The sequence below is a fragment of the Pedobacter mendelii genome (assembly GCF_014635725.1).
Taxonomy (GTDB): Bacteria; Bacteroidota; Bacteroidia; order Sphingobacteriales; family Sphingobacteriaceae; genus Pedobacter; species Pedobacter mendelii.
The window spans coordinates 357,313-382,690 of sequence record NZ_BMDJ01000002.1 but is presented as its reverse complement, the minus strand read 5'-3'; the positions used below and the strand labels follow the sequence as shown (position 1 = coordinate 382,690).

18 protein-coding genes are annotated in these 25,378 nt (G+C 38.8%); 11 read left to right on the top strand and 7 right to left on the bottom strand.

Annotated elements, in window-relative coordinates; genetic code table 11:
• Nucleotides 1-346: 346 nt before the first annotated feature.
• Complete coding sequence (locus tag IEV50_RS05020; protein WP_188412147.1) at nt 347-1,675, bottom strand: hypothetical protein; 1,329 nt, start codon at nt 1,673-1,675, stop codon at nt 347-349.
• Between the two features lie 89 nt (nt 1,676-1,764).
• Nucleotides 1,765-3,552: a phospholipase D-like domain-containing protein gene (locus IEV50_RS05015; RefSeq protein ID WP_188412146.1), complete on the bottom strand. Its 1,788-nt coding sequence runs from the start codon at nt 3,550-3,552 to the stop codon at nt 1,765-1,767.
• Nucleotides 3,553-3,706: 154 nt separating this feature from the next.
• Here IEV50_RS05015 and IEV50_RS05010 point away from each other — a divergent pair, with 154 nt between their 5' ends.
• The 6 genes from IEV50_RS05010 to IEV50_RS04985 all read left to right on the top strand — a co-directional run bounded on the left by IEV50_RS05010 (nt 3,707) and on the right by IEV50_RS04985 (nt 11,662).
• On the top strand, nt 3,707-4,696 hold the full coding sequence (locus IEV50_RS05010; protein ID WP_188412145.1) for a hypothetical protein: 990 nt from the start codon (nt 3,707-3,709) through the stop codon (nt 4,694-4,696).
• A gap of 329 nt (nt 4,697-5,025) precedes the next feature.
• Nucleotides 5,026-7,233, top strand: coding sequence for a hypothetical protein (locus IEV50_RS05005; protein WP_188412144.1), 2,208 nt, complete (start codon nt 5,026-5,028; stop codon nt 7,231-7,233).
• Between the two features lie 2 nt (nt 7,234-7,235).
• Entirely contained in the window at nt 7,236-8,459 is a 1,224-nt protein-coding gene (locus IEV50_RS05000; RefSeq protein ID WP_188412143.1) for a hypothetical protein, read from the top strand.
• 52 nt (nt 8,460-8,511) lie between these two features.
• Nucleotides 8,512-8,994 (top strand): hypothetical protein, encoded by a 483-nt coding sequence (locus tag IEV50_RS04995; protein WP_188412142.1) that lies wholly within the window; start codon nt 8,512-8,514, stop codon nt 8,992-8,994.
• A gap of 495 nt (nt 8,995-9,489) precedes the next feature.
• The gene (locus tag IEV50_RS04990; RefSeq protein ID WP_188412141.1) at nt 9,490-9,963 is read left to right on the top strand and encodes a discoidin domain-containing protein; all 474 of its coding nucleotides are present in this window, start codon (nt 9,490-9,492) and stop codon (nt 9,961-9,963) included.
• A gap of 130 nt (nt 9,964-10,093) precedes the next feature.
• Entirely contained in the window at nt 10,094-11,662 is a 1,569-nt protein-coding gene (locus tag IEV50_RS04985; RefSeq protein WP_188412140.1) for a hypothetical protein, read from the top strand.
• A gap of 193 nt (nt 11,663-11,855) precedes the next feature.
• Here the strand turns inward: IEV50_RS04985 and IEV50_RS04980 are convergent, their stop codons facing one another.
• Both IEV50_RS04980 and IEV50_RS04975 read right to left on the bottom strand, forming a co-directional pair.
• A complete protein-coding gene (locus tag IEV50_RS04980; protein WP_188412139.1) occupies nt 11,856-12,458 on the bottom strand; it encodes a hypothetical protein in 603 nt (200 codons plus the stop codon).
• Nucleotides 12,459-12,921: 463 nt separating this feature from the next.
• A complete protein-coding gene (locus tag IEV50_RS04975; RefSeq protein ID WP_188412138.1) occupies nt 12,922-13,266 on the bottom strand; it encodes a hypothetical protein in 345 nt (114 codons plus the stop codon).
• Nucleotides 13,267-13,654: 388 nt separating this feature from the next.
• Here IEV50_RS04975 and IEV50_RS04970 point away from each other — a divergent pair, with 388 nt between their 5' ends.
• On the top strand, nt 13,655-14,071 hold the full coding sequence (locus tag IEV50_RS04970; RefSeq protein ID WP_188412137.1) for a lysozyme inhibitor LprI family protein: 417 nt from the start codon (nt 13,655-13,657) through the stop codon (nt 14,069-14,071).
• Between the two features lie 73 nt (nt 14,072-14,144).
• On the top strand, nt 14,145-14,654 hold the full coding sequence (locus IEV50_RS04965) for a hypothetical protein (protein WP_188412136.1): 510 nt from the start codon (nt 14,145-14,147) through the stop codon (nt 14,652-14,654).
• A 15-nt stretch (nt 14,655-14,669) separates the two neighbouring features.
• Here IEV50_RS04965 and IEV50_RS04960 read toward each other — a convergent pair whose 3' ends face one another.
• From IEV50_RS04960 to IEV50_RS04950, 3 genes are all read right to left on the bottom strand, one after another.
• A complete protein-coding gene (locus IEV50_RS04960; protein WP_229746651.1) occupies nt 14,670-14,840 on the bottom strand; it encodes a hypothetical protein in 171 nt (56 codons plus the stop codon).
• 306 nt (nt 14,841-15,146) lie between these two features.
• Nucleotides 15,147-15,605, bottom strand: coding sequence for an RES family NAD+ phosphorylase (locus IEV50_RS04955; protein WP_188412135.1), 459 nt, complete (start codon nt 15,603-15,605; stop codon nt 15,147-15,149).
• On the bottom strand, nt 15,606-16,061 hold the full coding sequence (locus IEV50_RS04950; RefSeq protein ID WP_188412134.1) for an Xre family toxin-antitoxin system antitoxin: 456 nt from the start codon (nt 16,059-16,061) through the stop codon (nt 15,606-15,608). It abuts the gene before it with no gap.
• A 457-nt stretch (nt 16,062-16,518) separates the two neighbouring features.
• On the opposite strand from IEV50_RS04950, the gene IEV50_RS04945 reads away from it, so the two are divergent.
• From IEV50_RS04945 to IEV50_RS04935, 3 genes are all read left to right on the top strand, one after another.
• Entirely contained in the window at nt 16,519-16,785 is a 267-nt protein-coding gene (locus tag IEV50_RS04945) for a DUF4468 domain-containing protein (RefSeq protein WP_188412133.1), read from the top strand.
• Between the two features lie 558 nt (nt 16,786-17,343).
• A complete protein-coding gene (locus IEV50_RS04940) occupies nt 17,344-19,056 on the top strand; it encodes a hypothetical protein (RefSeq protein ID WP_188412132.1) in 1,713 nt (570 codons plus the stop codon).
• Between the two features lie 4 nt (nt 19,057-19,060).
• On the top strand, nt 19,061-25,372 hold the full coding sequence (locus tag IEV50_RS04935) for a hypothetical protein (protein ID WP_188412131.1): 6,312 nt from the start codon (nt 19,061-19,063) through the stop codon (nt 25,370-25,372).
• The last annotated feature ends 6 nt before the right edge of the window (nt 25,373-25,378 follow it).

Below are 25,378 nucleotides of genomic sequence, written 5' to 3'. Positions count from 1 at the left end.
ATCGATTCCGGTTTTTTTAAGCCCTTTTTGTGCTTAAATGCGATTTAAACTTTGTTTAAAGTATTACCGCTGAACTCAATAATTTTTGAATATTATAAGCAGGCATTCTTTGAACCAACTTATTGCACTTTTATTTGTATCGATCGGCATAATACAAATTCCTCTGTTTATATACGGTTAATAGCACTCAATGCAGATAATGTTCATGCCAAGGAGCGGTTGAAGTTATTAACGGAAAAATAATTGAGGCTATAAGAACTATAAAATATGAAACCGTTAAACAAGACATAATTCTTAATAAATGCGCAGATAACAGTATTGGCTTTTACTTTTTCCTTCCAGAGTTTTAGTACAGCCTGGTGAATGGTATACTGAATTTCGCACCCCAAAGGTGATCATTGTCCATCTGATAACTTTTAAAACGCCTGTCCTGATAATAAGGTTCTATATTTATGGTGCTTCCACCCGACTTGTCCTTGAAAGATAGAATAATACCCGTCTGAGCTGACTGGATCCAGCCTGTTTTTTTATCTTCAATATTTGAAATCAATCCGTTGTAGCCCAGGGTGAAATGGATCCCAAACCCGATATATTTCTTGAATGGAAAAAGAACGATAACATCGGCACCAACGTTAGGTAACAGTTTCTTATTTACCTCATCTTTGGCTAGTATAAATACGTTTTGAGTTTTAGACTTGACGAGCACCGAATCGGAGAGTGGATCAAATTTATTCCATTCTGAAGTTGATAATATTTCCGAAAAGGAATCTTTTATCATTCCTTGGGCATACAGGCTTCCATAAAAATTCCATCCCGTATTTAATGCAAAATAGTAGTTTCCGGAAAGCAGTACCGCAGGTGTATAAATAATTTTAGTAATGGGCTGTGAGTAGGTTGCGGCGGTTCCTTTGACTATGTATTTTGCATTATTGAATGACAGTGGGGTAGTTGTTAATTTTAACCAGCCAAACCTTTTTGCCGTGAAACTATTTTTCACCAGCAGCTTTTCATATTTGGCGACCGAATCTAGCCAGGCTTTCTCGATATCCTTGGTGTCGTCAAACTGAGGATTGTTCAAAGATAAAACCCTGTTTTGTTTGGTAGAAATGTATTTTTGGATAAACTGAACTTCAAGATCGTCGTAAAGTTCTGTATAAGAGGCGTTCACGGGTTTGTTGCCTTTGCTGCCACGCGGTCCATCGGAAAAATAATAGCCTTTGTCAAAAACCCATGTTACGCTATGGCTCAAGGCTACCGTCCTCCATTCTTTAAAATCCAGTATGTTTGTTTTACTGACTGTTCCGGCAAAATCAAATGAGTTGATGAATCTGAATTTCGATTCAACTAGATTAGGATTATTTATTACGATAGGTGAGAAAGTAAATGTTGAGGTGGCAGAATTTATATTCAAGGCAGCGAATTTTGATACCGTTGCCGAATTATCTAGTCCTGTTAGCGTAGCAAAGTCTGTTCTGGTAAGGTTCTTCCAGCTATACCAGGAGATAAGCATTTTTGGATTTCCAATAGGATTTATACGGTGTTTTCTGCTGCCATCAATAGATTTCACAATTGGGTCTGCACCGTACTGAGTTAACAGTCCCTGAAGGGTTGGGGTTTGAGAACTAACACTGCCATATGCAAAAGCCATAAGCAATATCATCAGGTATTTTTTCATATTTGAGAGGTTAAAGGGATTAGTTTGTTTATACCATTAAAAAGGTTTTTTAATTGTTGGAATTCCATCGGCATCTTTGCCCTGAATATTTAGTCCCGGATCAATAGCGTCCGCTCAACATAATGTAGATCAGTTTGATCGTAGTAAGATTCGAACCATTTTTTCGCTTCAGAACCATCTTTCAAGTTCAATACCTTTTCGCTATCTGAACTTTCCAAAGCTTCTTCCTTACGGTTTCTCCAATGATAATGGTCAATCAGGCGTATAGCCTCTATGGCAAATGCAGTTACGACATCTTTGTCTCTTATCTCTAATAAGTTGTCCCCGTTTTTTTGCTCAGGACCAAATGCAAGGTTACTTGATCCGCAGTAAACTACCGGGTTCTCGCCCTTAAAATCAACAACTACAAATTTATGATGTATGTTATGCCCGGGGATCTTTGCAACCGCTCTGAAAGGTTTGGGAAGATCTGTTTTCGTCCCAATACCACTAACTTTTACGCCCTTTCTGCTGCCGGGAACATAAAGGATAACATCATCTGTTTCATCTGTTATTCCGTAGCTGAAGACCTTATCGCTGGTAATCTGACTCTTCAATGCATCTAAAATTGAACTGTTGCTGGAATCGATCATTACAGCAAAAAGAACATCACTTTTAGCATTAAGAATTCGGTCCGTAATTTCCTTAAAAAACATTAGCGTCTTCGCCTGGCTGTGCGGAGAGAAACGAATAGTCATATCAGGCACCCAGTCCTTTTTAAAGATATGATCACTCATCGCATATGTAGATTCATTGAATGCTTTCATAAGACCCTTTGAGTTTGATGCCCAGAATACCTTGCTGTATATTTCCGCAACTTCAGGATCATTGAAAATCAGGACATGATTTGCATTGACATATAATCCATTTGTTGTGAAATTGGTAGAACCTGTCAAAACCTTTACAGCCTGATTCTTCTTAACGTCCCTTTGAATAAAGACCTTTGAATGCGCCTGGCTTGCAAAATGTCCCCTGAAAATAGTTGATTGTTTGTGCATTTTCTTTTTGAACAACTTTTCAAATTTCATTTCCCAGCAATCTTCCTCAATATGGTTTGGATAATCATCCAATATAATATCTATTCTTCCCTGCTCTGCAAGGTCTATCAGCAAACCAATGATGGTTGGCTCATTTAAGTCATACGCAAAAACTTCCAGGCGTAACTCTGTATTTTTGACAACTTCCCCGAGAAATTCAATGATCCTGTCTTTCGCCTGCCACCCCAAATAATTATGCTGTTCCCTAAAGGTGTAAGGCGTATCTATTTCTTCTTTGTCCACTTTGTTCCACCTCACGGCCGAGCCTGAAATCTTATCGATATCAAAAATCAAATCTGATTTATTCGGTCGCAACTTTGACTCGTTTCCGAAATAATAGGTGTAGGCCTGGGAGCTAATGAATGCCCGGGTAAAGCCCAATTTTAAATTTCCTTTTTCAAATGGCGATACTGCAATTTTTACAATGACGCTAAGAGAGTCATCAATGGGAATCAGGATGTCTTTCTCAAGATATCTTGGAGATACTGTATATATATATTCGCCGAATTCTGGGTTTTCAGTATAGGTCAAACCAGAGGGCGCGTGAACCCACCTGAATTTTTGATATGGCGAGTAAAGACTGGAAAATTTTTCCTGATCCGAAATTTGGTTCTTAACAAGAATCGAATCTTTAAAAGAAAGCCGGTTGGTCAGATAATATGATTTTTTTGATGTTTGAACATGTACCGTGAAACCGACAAATGTTCCTGTAGGGATTTCTTTCATGTCGAATGCCAACAGAGTCATGGCATCCCCCTTAAGGCATTTTACCTCAAGTTGGCTTTTATTTTGTTTAGACATAGAGCGTTATTGTTTGATTATCAGAAACTAAGATAGCGATTTTATCTTTTTGGGCCTCTCTTCTTAATTTCTTTTTATTTATTAATTGATAATTATCATCTAAAACTTTAAGGAATAAATATTTGTTTTTGGAAATATTTATCGATAATTGATTATGAGAGATCTATTGTACTACCCGGGGTTCGAATCGAAAAATGAGGATTGGCTTAAATTCGCTTTGATTTATATTGATAAGCTAAATCCAATAGTGCCAGTTAGTGGCGATAATCAAAAATCTCCGTTATATAAAAAATTAACTAATGAAACTGACCTGATTCATCAATATAGACCAAGTTTTGATGACGGATATCTGTCAACTCTAGATGCAATTGATTTCACAGAGAGGATCTTCCGCAGGCCTGAGAGTTTCGATATGGTTTTTAATCACGTCAATCCTCTTAGGCAATGGCAGAACAAAGACAATTACACGTTTGAACTTTACGAAGAAAAATTTAGTGGGGAATGGAGGTTTTTTTGTCTGGAAACAGGTTTGGCCATTGAATCGAACAGGGGAATAATGCTTGACGAGTCATTTGGGAATTTTTATATGACCATTCTTGCCAATACGATCGGGGATGCTAGCGGTAAGCAGATTATTACCGATAGGTCAGATCTTGATAGGATGGGACTTTTACTAAAGGCTAAAGGACCAAAGATCGCCAAGGAAATTGAAATGGCCCATGCTATTGTCGAGATAAAACTACCTAAACTCATTTCTCAAATTTCTATTGATGATCTCATCAAACTCCGTAACTCTACTAACTTCAAAACCCAACAAAAAGCTTTTCACGCGACTCTTGAAAGCTTTTGCGCTGGAGTTGAATCAGGAGATACTGCGAATTCTTATATTGAAAAATATGATAAGGCCAGTAAGGATATTTTTGAAACGATAGTTTCTGCAGGCTTTGATGTAGCTACCTTTGCACTCGGAACACAGATAGCTTTTTCAAATCCCGAATTTTCAAACACTGATGTCCTTAAGACTTTTCTACTTGCCGGAGGTGTTTACATAAAATCAAAAATGAATCTTAGTAAGACATGGAAAAATACAGCCGACCATCGTAACTCAAGAAAATTTCTACAAAATCTTTCTCAAATAGATTAGTAAATGTTGCTTTTATAGCAATGAAGAAGTTATCTGATTAATGGACGTAGCTCCCTGCACTTTTATCCATCAAGTTCTCGCTCATTTTTGTCTATACAAAACCCGTAACCATCTCATTGTTCATGGCTTCTTTCAATTAACGATTTAATTCAAATCTAATTTCCGGAGAGATTGGGTCGAATGGCTGCGGGGTTATCCTCCTTAAATTCAAATACATTGCTGATTTAATAAACTTACCTCAATGAATGTTTAAATGAATATTGTTGCTAGTTCCACAGTTGCAGTATTTATAACTTATATTTATTTTTACCTCTTAATATCTAATGTCAATGCCTCAAAAATACCCTACAAGAAGCTTTAGGCTTCTTGCAATTCGTCCGCTTGCGGGATGTTCGGAAAAGTTTTTAAAAATACTTTCTGAAAATCATATCTATCGTTTTTATAATTCAGCAAAATTCCTGAATCAGAAAGGAAAAAAAATCACCGGTGCAGGCAGCGTTTACGCGATTGAACATTTTATCAAGATGCCCCGAGGTTTGTTTGATGCTGATAGTGCTGATGGTCAGCACTTCAATATTAGTATTTCGGCAATTGCGGGAAAAAATGGCGCAGGTAAAAGTAGTGTCGTTGAATTGCTCTTTGCTACCATCTATTGTTTTTCAGTAAATGATGAAATCCTGGAACCAAACCGCGCTTCCATTCTAAAACATTCTACTGATATGGAAGAAGAAATATCCATAATCAGGAAAAATATGGAAGATCTGCAAGCAACAGTTCCAAAAATTCTTAGTGACACCTCAACTCTTCTAAAAGAAGTCAGCTCTGTTCAGAAGGCATTTGCTGAAGTTAAAAATAAGTTCTACAATTATCAGGAAAAGGAAGAACAGCTAAGCAAGAGACTTTCTTATCTAGAAAGCGAGCTTATCCACAATAGTCAGCGACTTGAGGATATTGATGCCTTCACAAGCGGGCTAAAGGTCGAACTCTATTATCACCTAGACGGGGTTAATTACTGTCTTCGGATTGGTGGACATGAAGACGCGACCATTTCACTCAATGTTATTCCAGAACATATAGAAGCCCACTCGAAGGAGGAAAAGCTGACCAAATCCACCAAGAAGGAGCTCCTGGAGCATTTTTTTTACACTATTGCTGTAAATTATTCTCATTACGCGCTCAACGCCAATGTCATGGGAGACTGGATAAATTCGCTATTTCATAAAAATGATGCCTACAAGACGCCTGTTGTTATCAATCCTATGCGTATTAAAGGAAATTTCAATATTAATGATGAAACAATTCTCACTAAAAATCGCTTTGTAGCTAATACCCTAACAGAATATCATTACTCACAAAGCCCTGTTAAGGTAACAGATAGTCAAAATGTCTACCGCATTCGTTTTACTCTGAATATCCCTAAAATAAAAAGACTTAGGGAACGCTTGTCAACAAACATTAAACAGATTTCCGGAGACGAGCGATCTTCAAATATGATTATCGGCCTTTTAGCACGCTACTTTCCAGGTTATGAACTGATAGATATTTTCAACATAAATTTTCCTTTAAAGAAGGAACTCTTGGATTATATCGTCAATAAGGTGGATAGGATCTCTGAACTCTATCCTGGTTTCGAAGACGGTTACCAGTTCGGTCCCGATGCTCCAATGTTGCTGTCAGATAAATTCCTCGATAAGATTGTTGCAGATCGTACACATGTGACATTCAAACTACGGCAGGCAATCAATTATATAAGAAAAAAGACCAATGGTGAGCAGGATAACAGATTTAAATTTGACGATAGGACACTCGATAAAATGGAAAAAGCCTTTTTTGAATACAGTCCCAAACAGCTTTTGGAATGGGCTTCGCCAGAAAACATCGCAGATATTATATCGTTCTTACCACCTTCAATCTTTAAAATCGAGATTATTCTGAAAGATAAAAAAACGCTTCGCACTTCTTCTTTTGGTGAACTCAGTTCGGGGGAACAGCAACTCATTCATACGCTCCAGTCAGTAATATACCACATGAACAATATTCAGTCTGCACACAGGGGAGGGGAAGAAAGAATTAAATACGGTGCTGTTAATATTATATATGATGAAATCGAACTATATTTTCATCCTGAATATCAGCGAAGGTTTATTGCAGAACTTTTAAGGACCCTAAAGCAACTTCACGTTAAAGGTAAGTCAAGAATAAATTCAATAAACATACTTTTTTTAACCCATTCGCCATTTATACTCTCCGATATTCCCAGGGAAAATATCCTTTTGCTTGAAAAAGACCCTCAAACAGGAAAGTCTGTGGCTGCAGCCAATATTGGGGAGACATTTGCGGCAAATATTCACGATTTGCTGGCCAACAACTTTTTTCTTGATGGGACACTTATCGGAATGTTTGCCGAATTACGAATCAAAGCCCTCATAAAAAAGATAAAAAGGGGGAAAAACAGATTGGATGAGAATGACTTTAAACTTATAGATATGATTGGAGATACCTATCTGCGTTTCGGTTTCAAGAAATTTATTGAATAAAAATGATCAAATTAAGTTTACTCTCTGAGTGCAAGCAGTTAAATAGCTATTTTATAAAAGTTGGTTCATTAGTTATCAAGCGGTTAAAGAATCTCAAACGCTCAATACAGCATATACAAAATATAGGTCTTTCTGAGGATGAACCAGATTTTGTAGGTTACAAACTGACGACACAGACGCTCGTAAAGCTTCAGGTAAGCGGACTCAAGAGCAAGCCCAATCCATTTAACAAAGAAACCTATGTGGCAACTGTTCAACAACATTTTAGCGTGGCACAGAAGTTTGGGATAAATAACCTTGATGTTGTGGTTAACTTTGTCGATAGGCTGCTGGATAATGATGCAGAAAACCTGAAATATTTGCTATTATGTCCACCCCAGCTGCTTAGTACAAAAAACAAGGAATTGTTGCAGGAGCTTAATGGAGAAAATTCCGTGCCATTCCAAATTATGCAAATAGCTTTCGACTATGAGACTTGCACCGATATCGCTGTAGCCATAAAAAAATTTTTCCGTAAGCACAACCTGACTGACTACTGTCCCTACTGCAATATGGGAGATACAATTTACATTGAGACTGAAAAACAAGACCCTGCGACCGTTCACCAATTGGATCATTTTTTTGGGAAAGCCGGCAATGCACTCCTGGGCTACTCATTGTATAATCTTGTTCCTGCAGATGTTCATTGCAACGGGGCGATCGGTAAGGGCCAGATACCTTTTGACGACGTATATCATTTGAATCCATATCAGTCTGGTATTGGCAAAGGCTTGACCTTTCGAACTATTCGCTTAGGAGATATTATCACTGGTACTGAACTTGTTGTTTCAGGAAAAAAGGGGGATGAAATGTTCGATAAGTTACTTGGCAAAGGTGGAAAAGTAAACGAAGCTTCGAAATCCGGCAACATCAATGTCTTCAAACTCAAGGCGAAGTATAATGGAAAAACATATCTAAAAAAGGCAAACTTGTCAGCACTGAAAATAAGTAAACAGGCAGGCCATATAAAAACAGATAGCGAGTTTTTTGAACTCATGAACAAGGATGTTAGATGGAAAGCACACAAAGAATGGTTTGAGCACGAAGTGGAAACCTACTTTGAAGAAAATGATTTTGGTTCAGAGCGTTTCTCTAAGGCAATCCGCGACCTGCACGATGAGATTTTTTTAAAAGATACAAGGCCAGAAAATCAATGGATACGTGACTTTATCGCCGCAGGGAAATAGATCAAGGTTGTACCGTGTTTTTAAGGAATCTCCATGTATTTAACATGATAAAATGATTTCTTTCTTGTTTGTTAGATTTTCTGAATATTTTGGCGGAAAAAAGATGACCAGTATAGAACGTGACTATTATTTTAGATGCCAGTATCAGGCAGGTAAGTTGTGCATTTCTACGATCAGGACCTCAAACCAATTTATCTCTGCCAAGGACATGCTTACCTGCCTGGCGGAACTTGCTGTTAAGGTTCGTAATGAAGTTGATGCCACAACAGGAGGAAGGGTGGCCTTGCAGGTGCTTAATATTTTTAAAGATATAATTAAGAACACGGATTATGAACGTTTTGGGACAGGCGGCTCAGTGTCAAGGTTTCTTGATCCAAAATCCAAGTACAAAGAGAACCGGACGGAAAGGGTAGACGTTGAATTTTTTGGGAAAGGAGGAAGAGATGATTATAGCAATCCGCAAATTTCAAGATTCATCCACCTTTGGAAGAAAACCAAATTTAAAAAATCGAGGAACAGGAAAAATAAAAAATAACCTTAATTAACTTCAGCTCCTATCCATTTACCATGGTCAATATTTCATTTTCCTTATTCCATTAAGAATTGATTTTACGGTAACTATACTCAAGGTGTTGTTGGTTGTCTGGTGGTTTCGCTAAAAGTGGCCACTGGTTTTCATCCATCGTGACCATCTTTTTTGGCCTATGTTGGCCACTTTCAAGGCAAATACAGTAATCAAAATAGGCCGAAAAAGATTTTACTAACAATATTAACATTGAAATGGTGTAGTGTTTTTTTCAAAATCTTAAAGCCCTATATGATCTCGGTTATCTAGGACTATTATACGATTTTTAGGCTACAAATCTAATTCGGTAGGATCAATACCCAATTGGATAAACCAGAATGGATTGACCCCGTCCCACCAGAAATAAATTTGTTATAAAGTATTACTTGTCAATTGATTAGTAATTTGGCGCAAAGGGGTTAATCAGATCGGTTTATCCACACTAACAACCAAAAATATCGATATTTGATATACAACTTCCATGGCCTACCTCGAGGGCACGTAGCTGAGATCCGATATTACCGCAAGGACAAAGGAGGAAAGGAGATTTTAGTAGCAGGACGAGCAATTGGTAACATTGGCAGATATGGATCTACAAGAGAAAACGTGTATGACAACGACCCCTTAAGTTATTTTGTTCCCGAAGATAACAAAGAAGAATTTATTGCACTAGATCTAGGGAAAGGAAATGAATCAACAGTTACTAAAATTAAATATTGGCCAAGAAATGATGATAATAGTGTAAAAGCTTTGAAAGTTTACTCACTTTATTATTGGGATGATGTTTGGAAGAAGATATCAGAATCTAAAGCAAATCAGGATAAGAAAATAGTTTTTAAAGACGTAACTGGCAATTCGCTTTTACTATTGAAAGAAAATAATCGTGGATTAGAAAATAGAATATTTACATATAAAAATGATAAGCAAATATTCTGGTAATTGAAATTTATTCGATTTTTACATTTATTCTTTCGTTTTGTGAGACTGTAAAGTTCATATTAATTGATTTAGTTACACACTAAATATTTCGAATAGCAGCCTAAAAAATATCATTATATTAGCAAGCTAAATGCTCATCGAAGATAAAAAGACGCTGGAAGTAATTAACCGTTATGGGATAGAAATCATTTCTCAACCTGAAATGGAAAGAGATTCTTTTATCTCTGCCGAACCACTCTTAAATTTCCTTATTGCCATGCATAGTAATGTGGAGCATGCGGGAAAATTAGTCAACCTAGTCTATATAGCCAATAATCAGCACTTCGCTTATTTCCTGATCTCGAATACTCCGGGTACCGATAATATTGAATATTACCCCGTTTTTAGTCAGGAAGAATATACCGGTTCAGGTCATCTAGTGCTTCCCACAGCGGATATGCTTTCTATAGCCATGTTATGGCAAGCTAAACGGCTCTACTGGATACAGCGGAGTATTGAGGTTGAAGATGGACAGGGCATTATCAGGCTAATCAATGATGATCAGTCCACTGTATTAATTATTGAAAAACCAGTGGCCATGAATTGGCCAGACTGCCATGGAAGTATTGGAGAATACTACGCAGTGTCCTCCTTCCCGGCGCAGCAACGCAAAACCTTAACACGGCAACTGGATGAGGTATTGATTTCTGGCTCAAACAGTAAAGTACTGGAAAGTATCGAGGCGTTTCTGAAACTTTTTGAAAACGGTAGGTATAACATTCATCTCGGTAAAATCAGAGATGAGGACGTAGATGATATTATATTTGACAGGGACAGCAAGACATGGCCTGAAGATAAGGAATGGTTTGCGGCCAACTTTTTTCCATACCATAATGGCTGGATTTACCTCGCTACCCGCACTGAAGACAGCATCAATATCGACAGGGTGGCATTCTACGAGGATCTGATCCGCAAAGGACTTAGGCCAAGAGTTATCGTATACATCCATTACCTAAACCATGACTATAGTTCGAGCAATTATTATATCATAGACGGGCATCATAAATTTAAAGCCTACAATAATCTTAAGATTGACCCTGCCGCAGTATATATCAGTAAAGATTGTTACGAGGAAAAAATGAGTAACGAGATGTTATCAGCAGCGCTGAGTATCCTTAATCCGAATGCTTTCAGGCATTATTTACGAAATTATTCTGAGGAGAATCTATCTGCATTATTGCCTATTGAAGTTACCAACGAACTGGATAAATTGCTAAGGACCGAGAAAGATATTGATACCGGTATCATTGCAAACATCAGGAAAGCCTATACTGATCCTTTGATAAAGAAATGGGCTGAAGAGCGGCTTTCAATCTTGCAGACCAACAAATATATCGGTAAAGGTTTTTATCTATCTTTCCTTCAAACGTTGCCACAAAATAGCTATACGGTCTGGAGTCATTTCCCGATTAATAGCAACAAAGATTTTGAGCATTGGAAAGAAGTCTTCCTCGAAGGAAAGCCCTTGAACAAAGAAATGGAAGATAAACTAAGGCACCGCGCCGCTCAATTATCAGAATCCTATAATCGGTACCCACCCGATAACCCTAGCACCTACCACAGCTCCCATGATACTGAATCCTATTTCAATGGCAGGGAAATACTGATTGTAATAGCTATTTTAGTATTATTAATACAATTGATAATCAGGGGATGCTAATTTTATCAATTGCCAAACGCTGAAACAGGATTTTCTTTGCGGGTAGCATAAAATTTATTTTAATTGATTTTGAATAAATCTTGTCTCATAATCTTCGTTTTTTGAGACATATATAGACTTACTAATTATTGAAAAACTCTTCAACACCCGAATCAATAGCTATTGTTAATAGTAAAGATAAAATCTTCAATGCTTAGTTTAAATTCCGAATTATCTGCTGGATGGAATCATCCTTTCTTTCAAGGGTACCGGTGAACGTTTTTTGCATCTTTGTTGAAAGAAAAACCGAAGAAAATTGCTCATAATGATAATTAAAGAGTGCCTCATCCAGATTTTGGCTGCCAACCTTGTAGATCATTCGGCCTAGAACAATCCGCTTTTCATAGTCTAAAACCAGTACATTTGCCGATAACTTTAAATTAATCCTGTTGACTAATTCACCTATTCTATCTACCTTAAGTTTTGGGATCGGGTAAGGATTAAACTTCCCACTGAAAATAACCAGTCTGGAACCGCTATTATACTCCAATCCGATCTGGAAGTTTGCGAGTGTTCCATCAGAGCGTCTTAAGCCAAATGAGAATAACTTTGTTTCATCGTTATAGAAAAAAGTAAATTTCTGACGCAGGAGAAGCTGGTTTATCTCATCCTGGATGCGCGTGTAAAATTCACCATCTGTTTCGTTTTCAAGAGGCTCATTGTCGTCCGTTGAAGTCGGGGCTACATATTTATTCCATAGTATATAACCTATAGTTAGCGTCCAAAGGATGGTTAGAGTTAGCTGGTCAAATATCATAACGTACTGAGATACTTCTTTAAGGATTAATGCTTCAATGATAGAGAAATTCCTGAATTTAACTTAATGCTATCCATAATAATTGCAAATGATAGTCCATCTTTAATGTTGCATAATCAGTTTTGGAGAGTACAGAAATTATTTAGATGGGTCCAGATGAAAATCAACGCTCTTGCTTGGTGTTTTTTTTGGTAAATTGAAATAGAACTGCCCTGATGGGTTGGCTTGTAAAGATTAACTAAAGACGAGTAGAGACCCTTTATTCTAATTGCTTTAAAGACGGTTGGTTTCAAAAACATCAAATAGGATTACATATTCTTATTAAGAACCTCTTGGTTGCATCTATGTCTGGTGGCAGACAAGTATTTACTTCAATAGGAGCAATCGTTAGTTCTTTAACCTTTGCTAAATAATCATTAATTAACTTTTCGTTTATTGAGTATAAGCAACTCTTGCATCTTATTTACCTATTCCGAAAAGACATCCACTCTTGCAATAGCTTTTTCATATCAGAAAAAGAAATTGTGACACTTTTATCAATTATTATATTTGGGGGCACTATGTGGATTTCATCATTGTCGCTTGCAGCGTCCGCATCTAGTGCGAAAAACTCTTCATAATATTTTCCATCTTCAGCATCGACTATGATTTCGATTAATCCTTCACATTCATTTTGAGACATACTTGAAAGCTTGGAAGCCAATCGAGCATACTCCTGCTTGGGAAATTTCGTACCACAGTAATAATATAGCGAAAACCAGTTTCTCTTTTTCTCAAAAATTAAATCGAATTTTTGTCTAATTAACATTCTTATAGATAAACTTATTGTTATTAAATCAACTATTTATAAAAATACTTAAAATTTGGAAATCAAAGCCAGAATGCCTATAATATTCGTTTTCTAAGACATTTTTTCTATCTGTCTGAACTAGCGCCTACAAACTTACAGCTAAAAAAAAATGTACAGTAGGGGATGGATGACTTCCTTAATTTAAAATATCGGACATGATGGATAAACCTCGATAAATTGACCCCGCCTTACCAGCAATAGATTGTTGTGAGTTTTTGATTTGCTTTATATTTGTACATTGGCGAGAGCGGGTCAAATGTACTGATGTGTCCAAGCACGGTGAACAAGTTGCTCAAACAAAAGAATCTTTCAATGGTTTAGATTACAAATATCCATAATCAAACCCATGAAAAAGCTGTACCAATCCCAGATTTTCCTATTGGCTTTTGTCGTCATGACTATGCTCTTTATCACTCCGAATTTTGCACAGTCGCAAACCGCCATGAATATCAAGGCCTATTCGGACTTTAAAAAGGCAGATGCGGAATTAAATGTCGTATACCAAAAGATCCTGAAAAGCTATTCCAGGGAAACTACTTTCATTAAAAAATTCAGGAATGCACAGCGGCTCTGGATCCAACTTCGTGATGCAGAACTGGCCGCAAAATACCTTAACAGCGGAACCTATGGTTCGGTGGCACCTATGTGCGAATCGATATACCTAGAAACGCTGACTAAAGTCCGGATTAAATTTTTAAATATATGGGTTACCGGAACCGAAGAAGGTGAAGTTTGTCTGGGCTCGGTCAGGATGAAATCTTAGCACATTCTTCTCTTTCAACGATGCATTAATTAATACTATCAATTCCCTATACTTTTACCCAACACCAATAACAATGACTTATTATCAGCTCCTAAAACGATTCTTTAGTCTAATCTTACTGATCAGTATATTCACTTGCTGTAAGAAAAAGGAAGATCAACCCCGACCTGAAATAGATGTGCCGCCGGTAGTTACAGGTAAGTTATACGGATCGTCTTTTACGGCAAAAGTTATACTGGAGCGCTATACAAAATTTGGTATGAACAACTACCGCCCCGAAGACTTGTTCAGTATATACATAGCAGGAGATGGATCCAAAACCTGTAGTTCACCATTGAGTGATTTTTCGATACGCCTGACGGTGCCTAAAAAGACAGGCACTTTTTCGGGCAATGATACCTATATCCTAGTTAATGATCCGGGCGATCCAAGCGGTCAGAATGGTTCATTATTCTCTTCAGAACAAACCATTATCACCATCAGTTCCATCACAGGGGATAAGGTGATAGGCCAAGTTAATGTGAAATGGCCGGAACAGAATATTGATTTTAAAGGGCACTTCGAAGCTTACTACTGCAAATAAGATGAGAGATGTTTTCTAACATATTAATGTAAATATCATCCATTTTTGCTTTGCAGAATCTGGCTTAAATGTATTTCCATTAAAATCGCTTGTAAAATATTGTGTGGCTGAACCGCCTGGCCCACCTGGGTTAATGTTCACTAAAAGAACCCGGTGATTTTCACCATTAAGTTCAAGCGGAAATATGTCAGGACATTCCCAAACGCCACCATGGGCACCAGCTTTTCACCAAACTCACTCTCCTTCATCAATTTTTTAAATCGGGAGAGGAATAAAATGTAATCCGGTCTTTCGTAGCTAAGGTGAAATTGAATTACTAGAACGTTCGTTTTTTGAGACGCATCATTTATAATATAAAATTAATTAGCATATAAAATTCCAAATCTTTATTCATATTTTATTTCTCACTTAAATTAATGTATGTAATAAAGTATTTATGACTACTTTATTATTATTGTTGTGTAAAAAAAATACATTGTAATAAAATGGATTTTAGATTAGACGGCGGTCAACAGGTATTTTAATTACATTACTTATTTTAATTAGATCGTGGTATCCGGGGAATAGAGGGTCCAAAAGTATGTTATACTCTGATCGATTGACCGCCGACTTAACTTTAATTCCCAATAATTTATGCTCGGAAAATAGTTGATCTCCTAATACTTTACATGCTAAATTATCCGTATTGAGCCAATCTTTTGGATAGTCAGAGTCGGGAATTCGATATATTAAATCTTCTTTGGTAACACTAATTTCTATAATGTATAAATCCTCTGGAGTTTCCTCCAGATCAAAATGTACAAGGTTTTCCAAAAATGCCAAGGATGAGTTTTCGGAGGTGTAAAGTACATAAGTCCCTTTATCATTCCATCGTCCACCTGCCCGGAAGGCCCCCATTCCGGATAAGTTTTTAATTCTTTTCTCGGATTTTACAATTCTGTAGACATGCATCTATGAGTAAACTCCTTCCTCTATGCGTGTCAAGACATCTTCGATCATACCTATTCCTGTCGGTGTGGAAAAAAGAGATAAGGGGGTTTCGCCGTGAAGTGCGTTGTTGGGTTTAGAAAGCCATCTTTGGACTTTTTCTTTATCGTCAAATACTTGATAAGTATGCTCCAGAACCCTTGCAACTTCAATTACCATAGATGATGTTCTTATATCGAGTTTATCGTCAGCTTGTTTTCTTTCAAGCGTTTTTATTGATAAATTCAATATATCTTCCACAAAGCTTTTTTTGGACATTCCCGTAAAACTGATTACCGATTCCGCCGAAGCCTTACTTATGCCAGCCCTTGAGAGTAAGATAAGGTCGTAATAATTTTTAATCGAAATACCTAGCGATAATGCCCCACCAAGTAGGTCGCTAATTCCGGGTTTGTGTATTTTTTTGTGAACCAAATTCATATTACGACATTTTTATCAAAAGTAAATATTTTTGTCGCAATATCCAATTCTTAAATTGCCTATGATATTGAATTGGATAGATTGCTTTATTTCGTTCGTTTTTTGAGACATTTTTTTCTTGGCCATATGGCGCAAGGAAATTACCAATCAGAGAAGGATATACCACAGGGAATGGTTAGCTCTTTTCTAAGACATTCGCAGTTTTTCGGACGCTTAAATACATAAAAAAACATAAGCTATATTCTAGTTTCCTATAATATTAATAGCTTTAAGGCTTAAACAAAATATATTATGAAATTAAAAAAATTAACACTCTCGTCGATCTTATTCATAGCGATGGGGCTCAATTCCAATGCACAAGACGCGATAACTTGGAGTACATTCCGAAATAGGTAGTAACGTTGCCGATACCGTTGCATTAGGGGACTATTTGCCTCTTAAATATAACGAAGTTTATGTGGAATCTATTATTGAATTGCCAAACGTATCTAAAACGGAACTTTTTTCGCGTGCCAAACTAGCAATTCAGAAAACATTTACAAGCAGTAAAATGGGCACATCAAATTATGATTCTGAAGCAGGAATATGTATTATAAATAATTTTTATGATATCAGTGATATGACCACATTGAGTGCCTTGGGATCTAATCCAAGTACGGATCAATATTATTTCAATGCATTGCTATCTATAGTAGTTAAAGACGTAATATTTTTTGCTGTTTAAAAATCACTTCAACTTTTTGATCAAGTTCCTGATTCTTTATATTCATTCGCTTCTCAGGAGATGAGTTAGGTCCGCAAGATATGGCGCTTATTGAAACAGCCATCAAAAGTAGTAAAGTTCTCATATATGCTTTTTCAACTATTAGTTGCTTGTATTTTTAAAAACTTACACAAGGAGCAGAATATTTTTTGATAGACGATCAGGTGCCCACCTACTTTCTCCACTATTATCAAAATACGGTGATTGTCAGAAATGGTCGCTAAAGCTTAAATTAATACATCCATATAAATTTGGCAGTTAGACAGCCGCAGACTATTTTTCTGATAACTTCAAATTTTTGGTTCAATTTAAAACCGAACAAGCTAACCAAAAGAAAAAATTAGTCTTACATATTAACTGCAAACTTATCGTGACTACAAGACTTTAAATATTTGTAAGTCTCTTTGCTAATCCAGAAATCCTTTTCGCTCATTAATATTAGTCTTTCGCTAACTGCTTAAAAAAGAGTCTTTTCTATTTTGCCTATTTGCTTTCTGAATCCCTGAAAACAATGGCATCATGGTAAAATCCTTACTGATTTTAAAAAACTATATTTTTATACTGCCTGTTCTAATTTTCTTCCAAGAGCTACAGGCGCAAGATTTCTCCAACCTTAAGAAATTAAAACCATTTACATATTCGGGAGCAGTGGAAGCCAGGGGTATTTTTTACAGTGCCAGCGGAATTTCCAATCGTCGGGCACCTTTTACTTACCTACTCACCGGAAGCCCAAGCTTCCAGATTTACAACCTTCAGGTGCCGCTTTCTTTTAGCTTTTCTCAATCTGACCGTTCTTTCAGTCAACCTTTTAACCAGTTCGGCATGAGCCCAACATACAAATGGCTTACTGTTCACGCCGGATACCGCAATGTTTCTTTTTCACCGTACACCTTGGGTGGCCACACCATATTGGGTACAGGTTTTGAGCTCAATCCAGGTAAGCTTCGTGTTGGTTTTATGTACGGACGTTTGAACCGTGCCACAACTATCGATACCACTTCTCAATCGCTCATCCCTTTTTCATTTACCCGTAAAGGATATGCAGCCCGTTTAGGTTATGGCTCTAGTAACAATTTTTTTGAGTTGAGTTATCTTAGTGCGAAGGATGACGACCAGAAACCTGAAAATCTACCATCCAATTTGGATATTATTAGTCCGGCGCAGAATAATGTACTCGGTTATTCCTTTAAATTTACTTTCTTCAAAAATCTATTCTTAGAAAGTGCCGGTGCCGTAAGTTTATACACCAAGGATATCCGTTCGCCCATCAGCCTAGATGGTCTTAATAATAAAGTGCTGGATCAGGCCAAAAAGTTTTTCGACATCAATGGCACCTCAGAATATTATACCGCTTTATCGGGTTCCATCGGTTATAAGGTTAAAAAATTTGGCCTGAAAGTAAATTACAAACGCATCGACCCAGATTTTAAAACGATGGGCGCTTATTATTTCAATTCCGATCTGGAAAATTGGACCGTTAGCCCAAATGCTATTTTTCTGAAAGGCAAAATTCGCATAAACGGTAGTATAGGTTTTCAACATGATAACCTTAAAAAACAAAAGATGGCACAAAATAAGCGCCTTATCGCTTCCTCGAATGCCAGTTTCGAAATTACCAAGGCCCTTGGCGTTGATGTAATCTATACGAATTTTTCCGACAACCAAAAACCGCAGACCGCAATTTTTGCCGATTCGCTGCGAATCGTACAGACCACGCAGACCATCGGCTTTATGCCACGCTATTTTCTAACTGATCCCGAAACAACACATATAATTTCGGCAGCTATAAATTTCAGTAAGCTCAATGATTTTAATAATTATTTTAGTGCTACAGCTGCTTCCAGGAACATTACAACCAGTCAATACTTTTTGAATTACAGCATCACCTTTTTGAAGAAACAAATGACCTTATATGCCAACATCAATCAAACAAATTTGAAAGGTTCAAATCTCGACAATAGCTTTACAGGCTTCACATTGGGTGGAAACACGCCTTTGCTCAAACAAAAATTGATGGCTGGTTTGAACGGTACTTTTACCAGCGCAAACAACAATCTAACCGGCGATAGTTTTATCGTAAATGCCTCAGGTAACCTGGGTTATGCAATCACTAAAAAACAGCGGCTCTCTTTTAATATGTTCCTTACCAATAATAAGAGCAGTGCGATTAACCTTTTACAATCCAATTTTACCGAAACCCGTGCAGAATTGAGTTACCAATTTAAATTCTAATCTTATGAAAATTCGATTTACGCTAAAACATTATCTGATCCTTGCCTTCCTGATGCTCCACCTGGGGGCTTTAGCACAAATCAGTGTATCTATCCAGATTTTGCCACCCTATCCGACTAAGTTTACCGACTATGCATCGCGGCCGCAAATGATGGTGATCGCCGTAAGGGCTGATCCAAGAAATACAAGGCCGTATAAAGTTCAGTTGCGTGGAACGGTTACCGGCGACAACGGTATTGTGATCCGCGTAAAACAGAATTACCGGAGTGGAAGCCCCATTGAAATGGCTCCTGGTGAAACCAAAATGCTGAATGGCACCAATATCTCTGATTTTTTTGAATATACGCAACTTGAGTATACCGGCATCACGCAGGATGATTTCATCAATAAAGGTGGTTTGCCAGAAGGTTCGTACCAATTGTGTATCCGCGCTTATGATTACGATACCAATGAGCCTATTAGTTCTGACCTAACGGGTTGCAGCAACTATTTTACGATTAGCAGCCTCGAACCACCAACCATTATAAGTCCAATGGATGAAGCCGAAGTAACCAACCCATTGGGTCTGATTTTTCGCTGGAATACGCCTGTAGGTACCCCGCCATCGATCCGGTATAAGATCCGGATGGTGGAAATGCTGGGCAATCAAAATCCGAATGATGCGATAATGACAGCCAGGGAACCTTATTTTTTTGCAGAAGAAACATCAATTAACTTTTATCAATACCAACCCAAAGACCAGGCCTTAACACCGGGTCGAAAATATGCCTTGATGGTTGAGGCTTACGATCTAACCAATCAGGCTGTATTCCGGAACCAGGGGAGGAGTGAAGTAACTTCCTTTACCTATTTAGGTCAGAATACTATTGCAGCGGTTGTTCCGGAGGTAGTACCAAATGCACCGCAAAATGCTAATGTTACCGGTGTGCCGAATTGTAGTTGTAAAGAGATTGTACCCAGCGGCACGATCAATAATGCTGCGGTTAATTCGTCATCTGAGATCACGGTCGGAAAATACAAAATGAAGATCTTTGAACTAAAAAATACCAATGGTGTGTTAAGTGGCAAAGGCACTGTTCCTTTACCTTTTATCGGCGACATCCCTGGTTTAAAAGTAAGGGTAGAATTCTCTGACCTGAATGTAAACGCACAATTGCAGATGATTAGTGGCAAGGTTGATGGTATTTTATCCGCCAGCGGTATGTCGCTTATCCCGACTGCCGATCCACCCGAAGTGCCTACCATTAGCATGAGCAAGGATCAGGTAACCAACTTGGGTTCGTTTTTCGATACGAACAAGGATCAGTTGTTATCTTCCATTAAGCAAGTGCCTTCAACCTTTGGGTTTGAGTTGCCTTTGGGATTAGATGAAGGCCCGGTTACCATTGGTGTAATGGGCATTCACTTCAGGGCCGATCAGGCCTGGTTTGAGGCCGCTACGGTGATCCAGATCCCGGATGGCAATACCCGAGTTGCATTGAGTGCTAAAGGCATTTGTTTGGATGGTTTAAGCTTTTGTAAGGAGGCTACACTATACCTCGCTGAAGATCTTAACATTGAGGCGCTGGGTTTATCCCTGAAAAAATCAAGTGGTATACCCGCATCAGGTACTTTTGTAACTTTCGAAAAGGGGAAATTCACCAACCTGCACATTAAAGCAGAATATACTTTTCCAAAAGCATTACTAGTTTCTGCAACAGGAAACAATGAGGTGAAGGCCACCATCGAAGCCGATGCCAAACAAGGCTGGAGCAACTGGATGGCCTACATTGATTTAGAACCTTTTCATATCGCAGGTTTAGCGGATTTCAAATTTTCCATGAAAGATGGAAATGACGTGCAGCAAAAAATTGTATATGATCATTCAACTCAGGAGAATGACCCTAAAATGCCACCACGTATTGAGGGTTCAAATGGTGATTTTATTGATACTTCCAGTCCAACATGGACCGGCTTTTATATTCCATTGCTTAACGTAGAACTTCCATCCATCATCAAACGGACAGATAGCAAGCCAATTGTTATTGCTGCAACCAACCTGATTTTCGACGGTGGTATTTCCGGAAGGGTTCAAACGCTAACGGCGCCATTAACGCTTGGAGATGGCAGTTTAGGCGGCTGGTTCTTCTCTGTTGATAATATTGGGATCAATTTCTTTAAAAGTAAACTTACCAGTGGCAGCATGGTTGGTAAATTAATGTTGCCCGCTTCAGGTGATCAAACAGCTGAAACGAGGAACCAACTTGAGTACAGTACAACACTAACTGCTCCGGCGGGGCAAGGTTTATCTTTTCAATTTACAGTTAAAACAAAAAATGACCTGGAGTTCTCTGCCTTATGGGCACACGCCCGGATAGATAATGGGTCGAACATCCTGATCTCGGCAGGGAGCAATGGCTTTAAAGCAGAGGCAACCATACACGGTGAACTCACGGTTGATGCTGAAATTCCGCATCTGGATGATATTACCCTGGGTTATATGCGCTTTCAGAATATGAAATTTTCAACTGAAGGCACCTTGTTTTCCCCTGGTAATTTTGACATGGGTGTTGGAAGCCCACCAGCTAACAGTGCGGTATTCCCCGATGAACCCATGTATGGCATGATTGGTGGGCCACGTTATTCCTATGCAGAGGAAGATGGCTATAATTCATCTATATTCAGCGGTCAGCAGAGCCTGATGGGCTTTAACTTCTCTGTAACAAGCGTTGATCCCTACTTTAGCAATGGGCAGGCAGGTTTTCATATCCTTACCCATATGGAATTGGTAAATGGGGTAAATTTCATTCCGAAGGCCGACCTGGGTTTTAGTTTTTATGCCAATACCAATGCAGGTGGTGGTTTAAGGAAATGGTGGAAAAAACTGGATGGTAGTTTAGATCTTGTACACCTGGAGGCCAATGCCAACTTAGCAGGAATGAAACTTGAAGGGGAAATCAACTATTTTAATAGTCCCGGACCGGATGGAGCAGTTGATCGTGGCTTGTCGGGTGGTTTAACGGTTACCTTACCGGGATTTCAGCAATCATTCGCAATGAAAGGCCTGTTTGGCAGCCGAAAAGCAACATCAGGTAATTTCCAGTTTTTCTATGTAGATGCTATGCTTGATCTCGGCAAAGGTGGAATTCCAATGTTTCCGGGTACCACTTTATACGGTTTTGCCGGGGGTGCCTATTATAACATGGTTCGGGGCACAGCAACAGCTACATACAATAAAGAAGGCGAAAGCAATACCAGTACTGATTATTCTTCTATAAAAAGCTTTTCAGGGATTGAATACAAACCCCGAAACGATGATGGTAGTTCATTTGGATTCATAGCCGGAATCTATTTTGGCTTACAGAGCCGCAATATATTGGAAGGCCGTTTGTCTTTGAATATGGAATTCCAAAATGGTGCCTTAAACCTGATCGCTATTGATGGAGATGGAAATGTAATGAATAATGGAGGACCAACCTTTGATGACCGTACAGCAAGTGCGATGGGTAAGGTGCATATTGGTACTGAAATTCTTTTTAGGGAAGGCGATTTCTGGAAATTTGATATGTTGATGAATTTCAGTCTAAAATACCCGCCGTCCACCGCAATTTTCTCCGCAACAGGTGCGGGAGAGTTTTCCATAGAAAATATGCTTGCCGGTGGTGGTACTGTTGCCAAAGGCGACCCAAGTGTACATTGGTTCTTAAAAATAGGCAGACCATGGGATCAGGGCGATCCGCTGGAAGCCAAGTTTGACGCCAAGTTATTTTCCATCGGTGCCAAGTCGTATTTTCAGTTTGGCAACGCCGAGATCGATAATATCCCTAAGGTACCACCATTGATCACGGCGATTATGTCAGGTGCCAAAAAGGAGAAAAATGGTGGCCAGATGAAAGGGGATCCTGCCCCAACCCTGGATCTTAATCCAGAAAATAAACGGTCGGGCGGAACGAGCGATTCTGGTATGATCACCGGCGCGACGGTTGAATTTAGTGCCCACCCGAGTTTTGCAATTTTTTATGCATATCTGGATGCGGCAATGGGCGCAGATTTAAGCCTTAAGTTTTTTGATAAGGATGCCGGGCAATCGCCTTGTGCAGGCTCAAATGCCAGTTGGTATGCCTATGGACAAGCTTATGTGGGTGCAAGCGCAGGCTGCGGCGTAAGGGTAAACGTTTTCGGATTTAAAGGGGAAATAGAATTTTTACAGGCCGGGATTGCGGCATTGGTAACGGCCGGTGCACCCGATCCAATGTTCTTATATGGTGAACTTGGCGGTTATTTTTCGGTTATGGACGGCTTGATAGATGGTAATTTTAATATTCCCTTTAAGGTGGGTAGCCTGTGCACGGAACAAGCAAATAACGACCGGCTGGATCTGATTGCAACTTTAAATCCAGGGAAAAACGGCGGACTGCAGAACACTTTAATGCGGCCATCAGTTTCTTTCAATTTCCCAATCACAAGCGATTTTATCGTACCAATAGTTGATCCCAACACCACGAAAACTTCATATAGACTGTTCCGTTTTGGAAAAGAAGATGTAACGGTTAAATTAAATGGTGGAAGTCAAAGCTTTAGCAGCAATCAGTTTGTATATCCTTGGGGAACAGATAAACTAGTAAGCGGACGGCGTAATGATAGCAAAGTATATTCGCTTCACATGGGGAGTGGCGATGATATTTCCTCCCTGCTTCCGGATACAAAATATACATTTGAAGTAAACGCAACGTTGAAAAAATTCAATATGCCCGGCGTTCTTTTTGAAAGTCAGGCTGCGCTGGATCCAATGAAAAACAGCAAGGCCTTCGATGTTTTGTTCCAGCCGGTGCTGAATGATAATGGATCCGTATATGTAGATAAGGATACTTCTACTTTTACAACCGATAAAGGTCCAAAAACGATTCCCATCTGGAATGTGCAAGAATTGATGCCTTACCACAGGCAACAGGCTTTCCCGATCAATGCCCTTAACCAGGTAGAAACTGATGGCGGCTTTGGATACATCCGGATGCTTGTTGGTATGACCGAGCAGGGTTTTGATCTGAAAGTTAGCAATCCGAAACCCTTTGTTAGGGTAGTGAATTTAAGCGCAGGAAATGTGAAATCATTGGATATCCCGGTAACCATATTGGAAGGCGGTAAATTATGGCGGTTTCCTTTAACTTCACTACCACAATCGGCAGATGTTGCTTTAAAGGTTTATCTTAAAGGCGATGCGATCGATGCGCCGGATAATCCAAATTCGACAACCATTTTAAAGGCAAGGACGAGTACGATAAATTTGATCTATAAAATAAACGACCGTGCATTGGTAATGAATGCTTTAGCTATGAAGAGCAATGAACAGGAACTTTTGGCCTGGTACTTTAAAACTGGCGCCACTACCGATTACCGAACCAAGTTTAACAGCATGAAAATCACCAAATTGATTGTTGGTGGTGCTGAAGCTACACTCAGCAATTCAAAAGAAGTGAATCTTCAAAACTTCAACTGGGCACCAGATGTTGCCACCAAAACGATGAAGGTGCTGAATGTACAATATGAATTTAAAGCCTCGGAGCCTTTCAACCTGCTCGATGGTAATGATGTGCTCAGAAATGTCATCCTGCCAAGTTCTACTACCATCCCTGCCACACGTACATGGATCGGTATGATGGCACGAAGCGGTTTAAATTCTTATAACAGCAACATTGATCAAACCCGGATGTCTCAGCTGTATAAAGATTTTAGCACAACGGCTTTCGGACCGGGCAAAAATTTAACCTGGTCGTTTCAAACAGCAGCCTGGACACCTTCTGCCGGTGGGATCAACACTTCAATGGTAAATGGGTATCCATCACAAACCCCATTAATGCAGCCAAACCTATACGAAATTAACTTTAAGAACAACAATTATGGATATGAGCCAGCCACGACAACCCAGGGAGCTTCGGGGAATAACCCTACTCCAAATAATAGCAATTCAATTGCTGGCCGAGTGGTAAGCCAGGTTTCAATCGGTAAATACAACGGGCAAATTAACCTCCCTGGTTTTGCAACTGCGGGCACAGCGGCAAGCTCCGGTACAGTTGATTACTACGAAAGTATCAGTGTGCATGCTTTGTCTGGTGTAGGTGTGGTGGTTGCAAGCAATAATGCTCTTCAAGGTATTCTTCAAGCCAAAAAAGACCTTGGATATCCTGCAGATGCCATATCATACCTGCCAGGCTTCGGCTTGGCAATGGATAACTTCCAGAAGAGTTTGGGTTCGGGTGCTCAAAATATTGTTGGTTCTTCCGGATTAACCGTACCGAAAATAAATGTAAACGTTCCTAAAATTAATGGTATCAGATAATGATCA

Coding starts and splice junctions, on each gene's coding strand:
- IEV50_RS04955 (WP_188412135.1), bottom strand. CDS start 15,605: ATGCATGTCTACAGAATTGTAAAATCCGAGAAAAGAATTAAAAACTTA.
- IEV50_RS05015 (WP_188412146.1), bottom strand. CDS start 3,552: ATGTCTAAACAAAATAAAAGCCAACTTGAGGTAAAATGCCTTAAGGGG.
- IEV50_RS04985 (WP_188412140.1), top strand. CDS start 10,094: ATGCTCATCGAAGATAAAAAGACGCTGGAAGTAATTAACCGTTATGGG.
- IEV50_RS04935 (WP_188412131.1), top strand. CDS start 19,061: ATGAAAATTCGATTTACGCTAAAACATTATCTGATCCTTGCCTTCCTG.
- IEV50_RS05005 (WP_188412144.1), top strand. CDS start 5,026: ATGCCTCAAAAATACCCTACAAGAAGCTTTAGGCTTCTTGCAATTCGT.
- IEV50_RS05020 (WP_188412147.1), bottom strand. CDS start 1,675: ATGAAAAAATACCTGATGATATTGCTTATGGCTTTTGCATATGGCAGT.
- IEV50_RS04975 (WP_188412138.1), bottom strand. CDS start 13,266: ATGTTAATTAGACAAAAATTCGATTTAATTTTTGAGAAAAAGAGAAAC.
- IEV50_RS04980 (WP_188412139.1), bottom strand. CDS start 12,458: ATGATATTTGACCAGCTAACTCTAACCATCCTTTGGACGCTAACTATA.
- IEV50_RS04940 (WP_188412132.1), top strand. CDS start 17,344: ATGGTAAAATCCTTACTGATTTTAAAAAACTATATTTTTATACTGCCT.
- IEV50_RS05010 (WP_188412145.1), top strand. CDS start 3,707: ATGAGAGATCTATTGTACTACCCGGGGTTCGAATCGAAAAATGAGGAT.
- IEV50_RS04995 (WP_188412142.1), top strand. CDS start 8,512: ATGATTTCTTTCTTGTTTGTTAGATTTTCTGAATATTTTGGCGGAAAA.
- IEV50_RS04950 (WP_188412134.1), bottom strand. CDS start 16,061: ATGAATTTGGTTCACAAAAAAATACACAAACCCGGAATTAGCGACCTA.
- IEV50_RS04965 (WP_188412136.1), top strand. CDS start 14,145: ATGACTTATTATCAGCTCCTAAAACGATTCTTTAGTCTAATCTTACTG.
- IEV50_RS04970 (WP_188412137.1), top strand. CDS start 13,655: ATGAAAAAGCTGTACCAATCCCAGATTTTCCTATTGGCTTTTGTCGTC.
- IEV50_RS05000 (WP_188412143.1), top strand. CDS start 7,236: ATGATCAAATTAAGTTTACTCTCTGAGTGCAAGCAGTTAAATAGCTAT.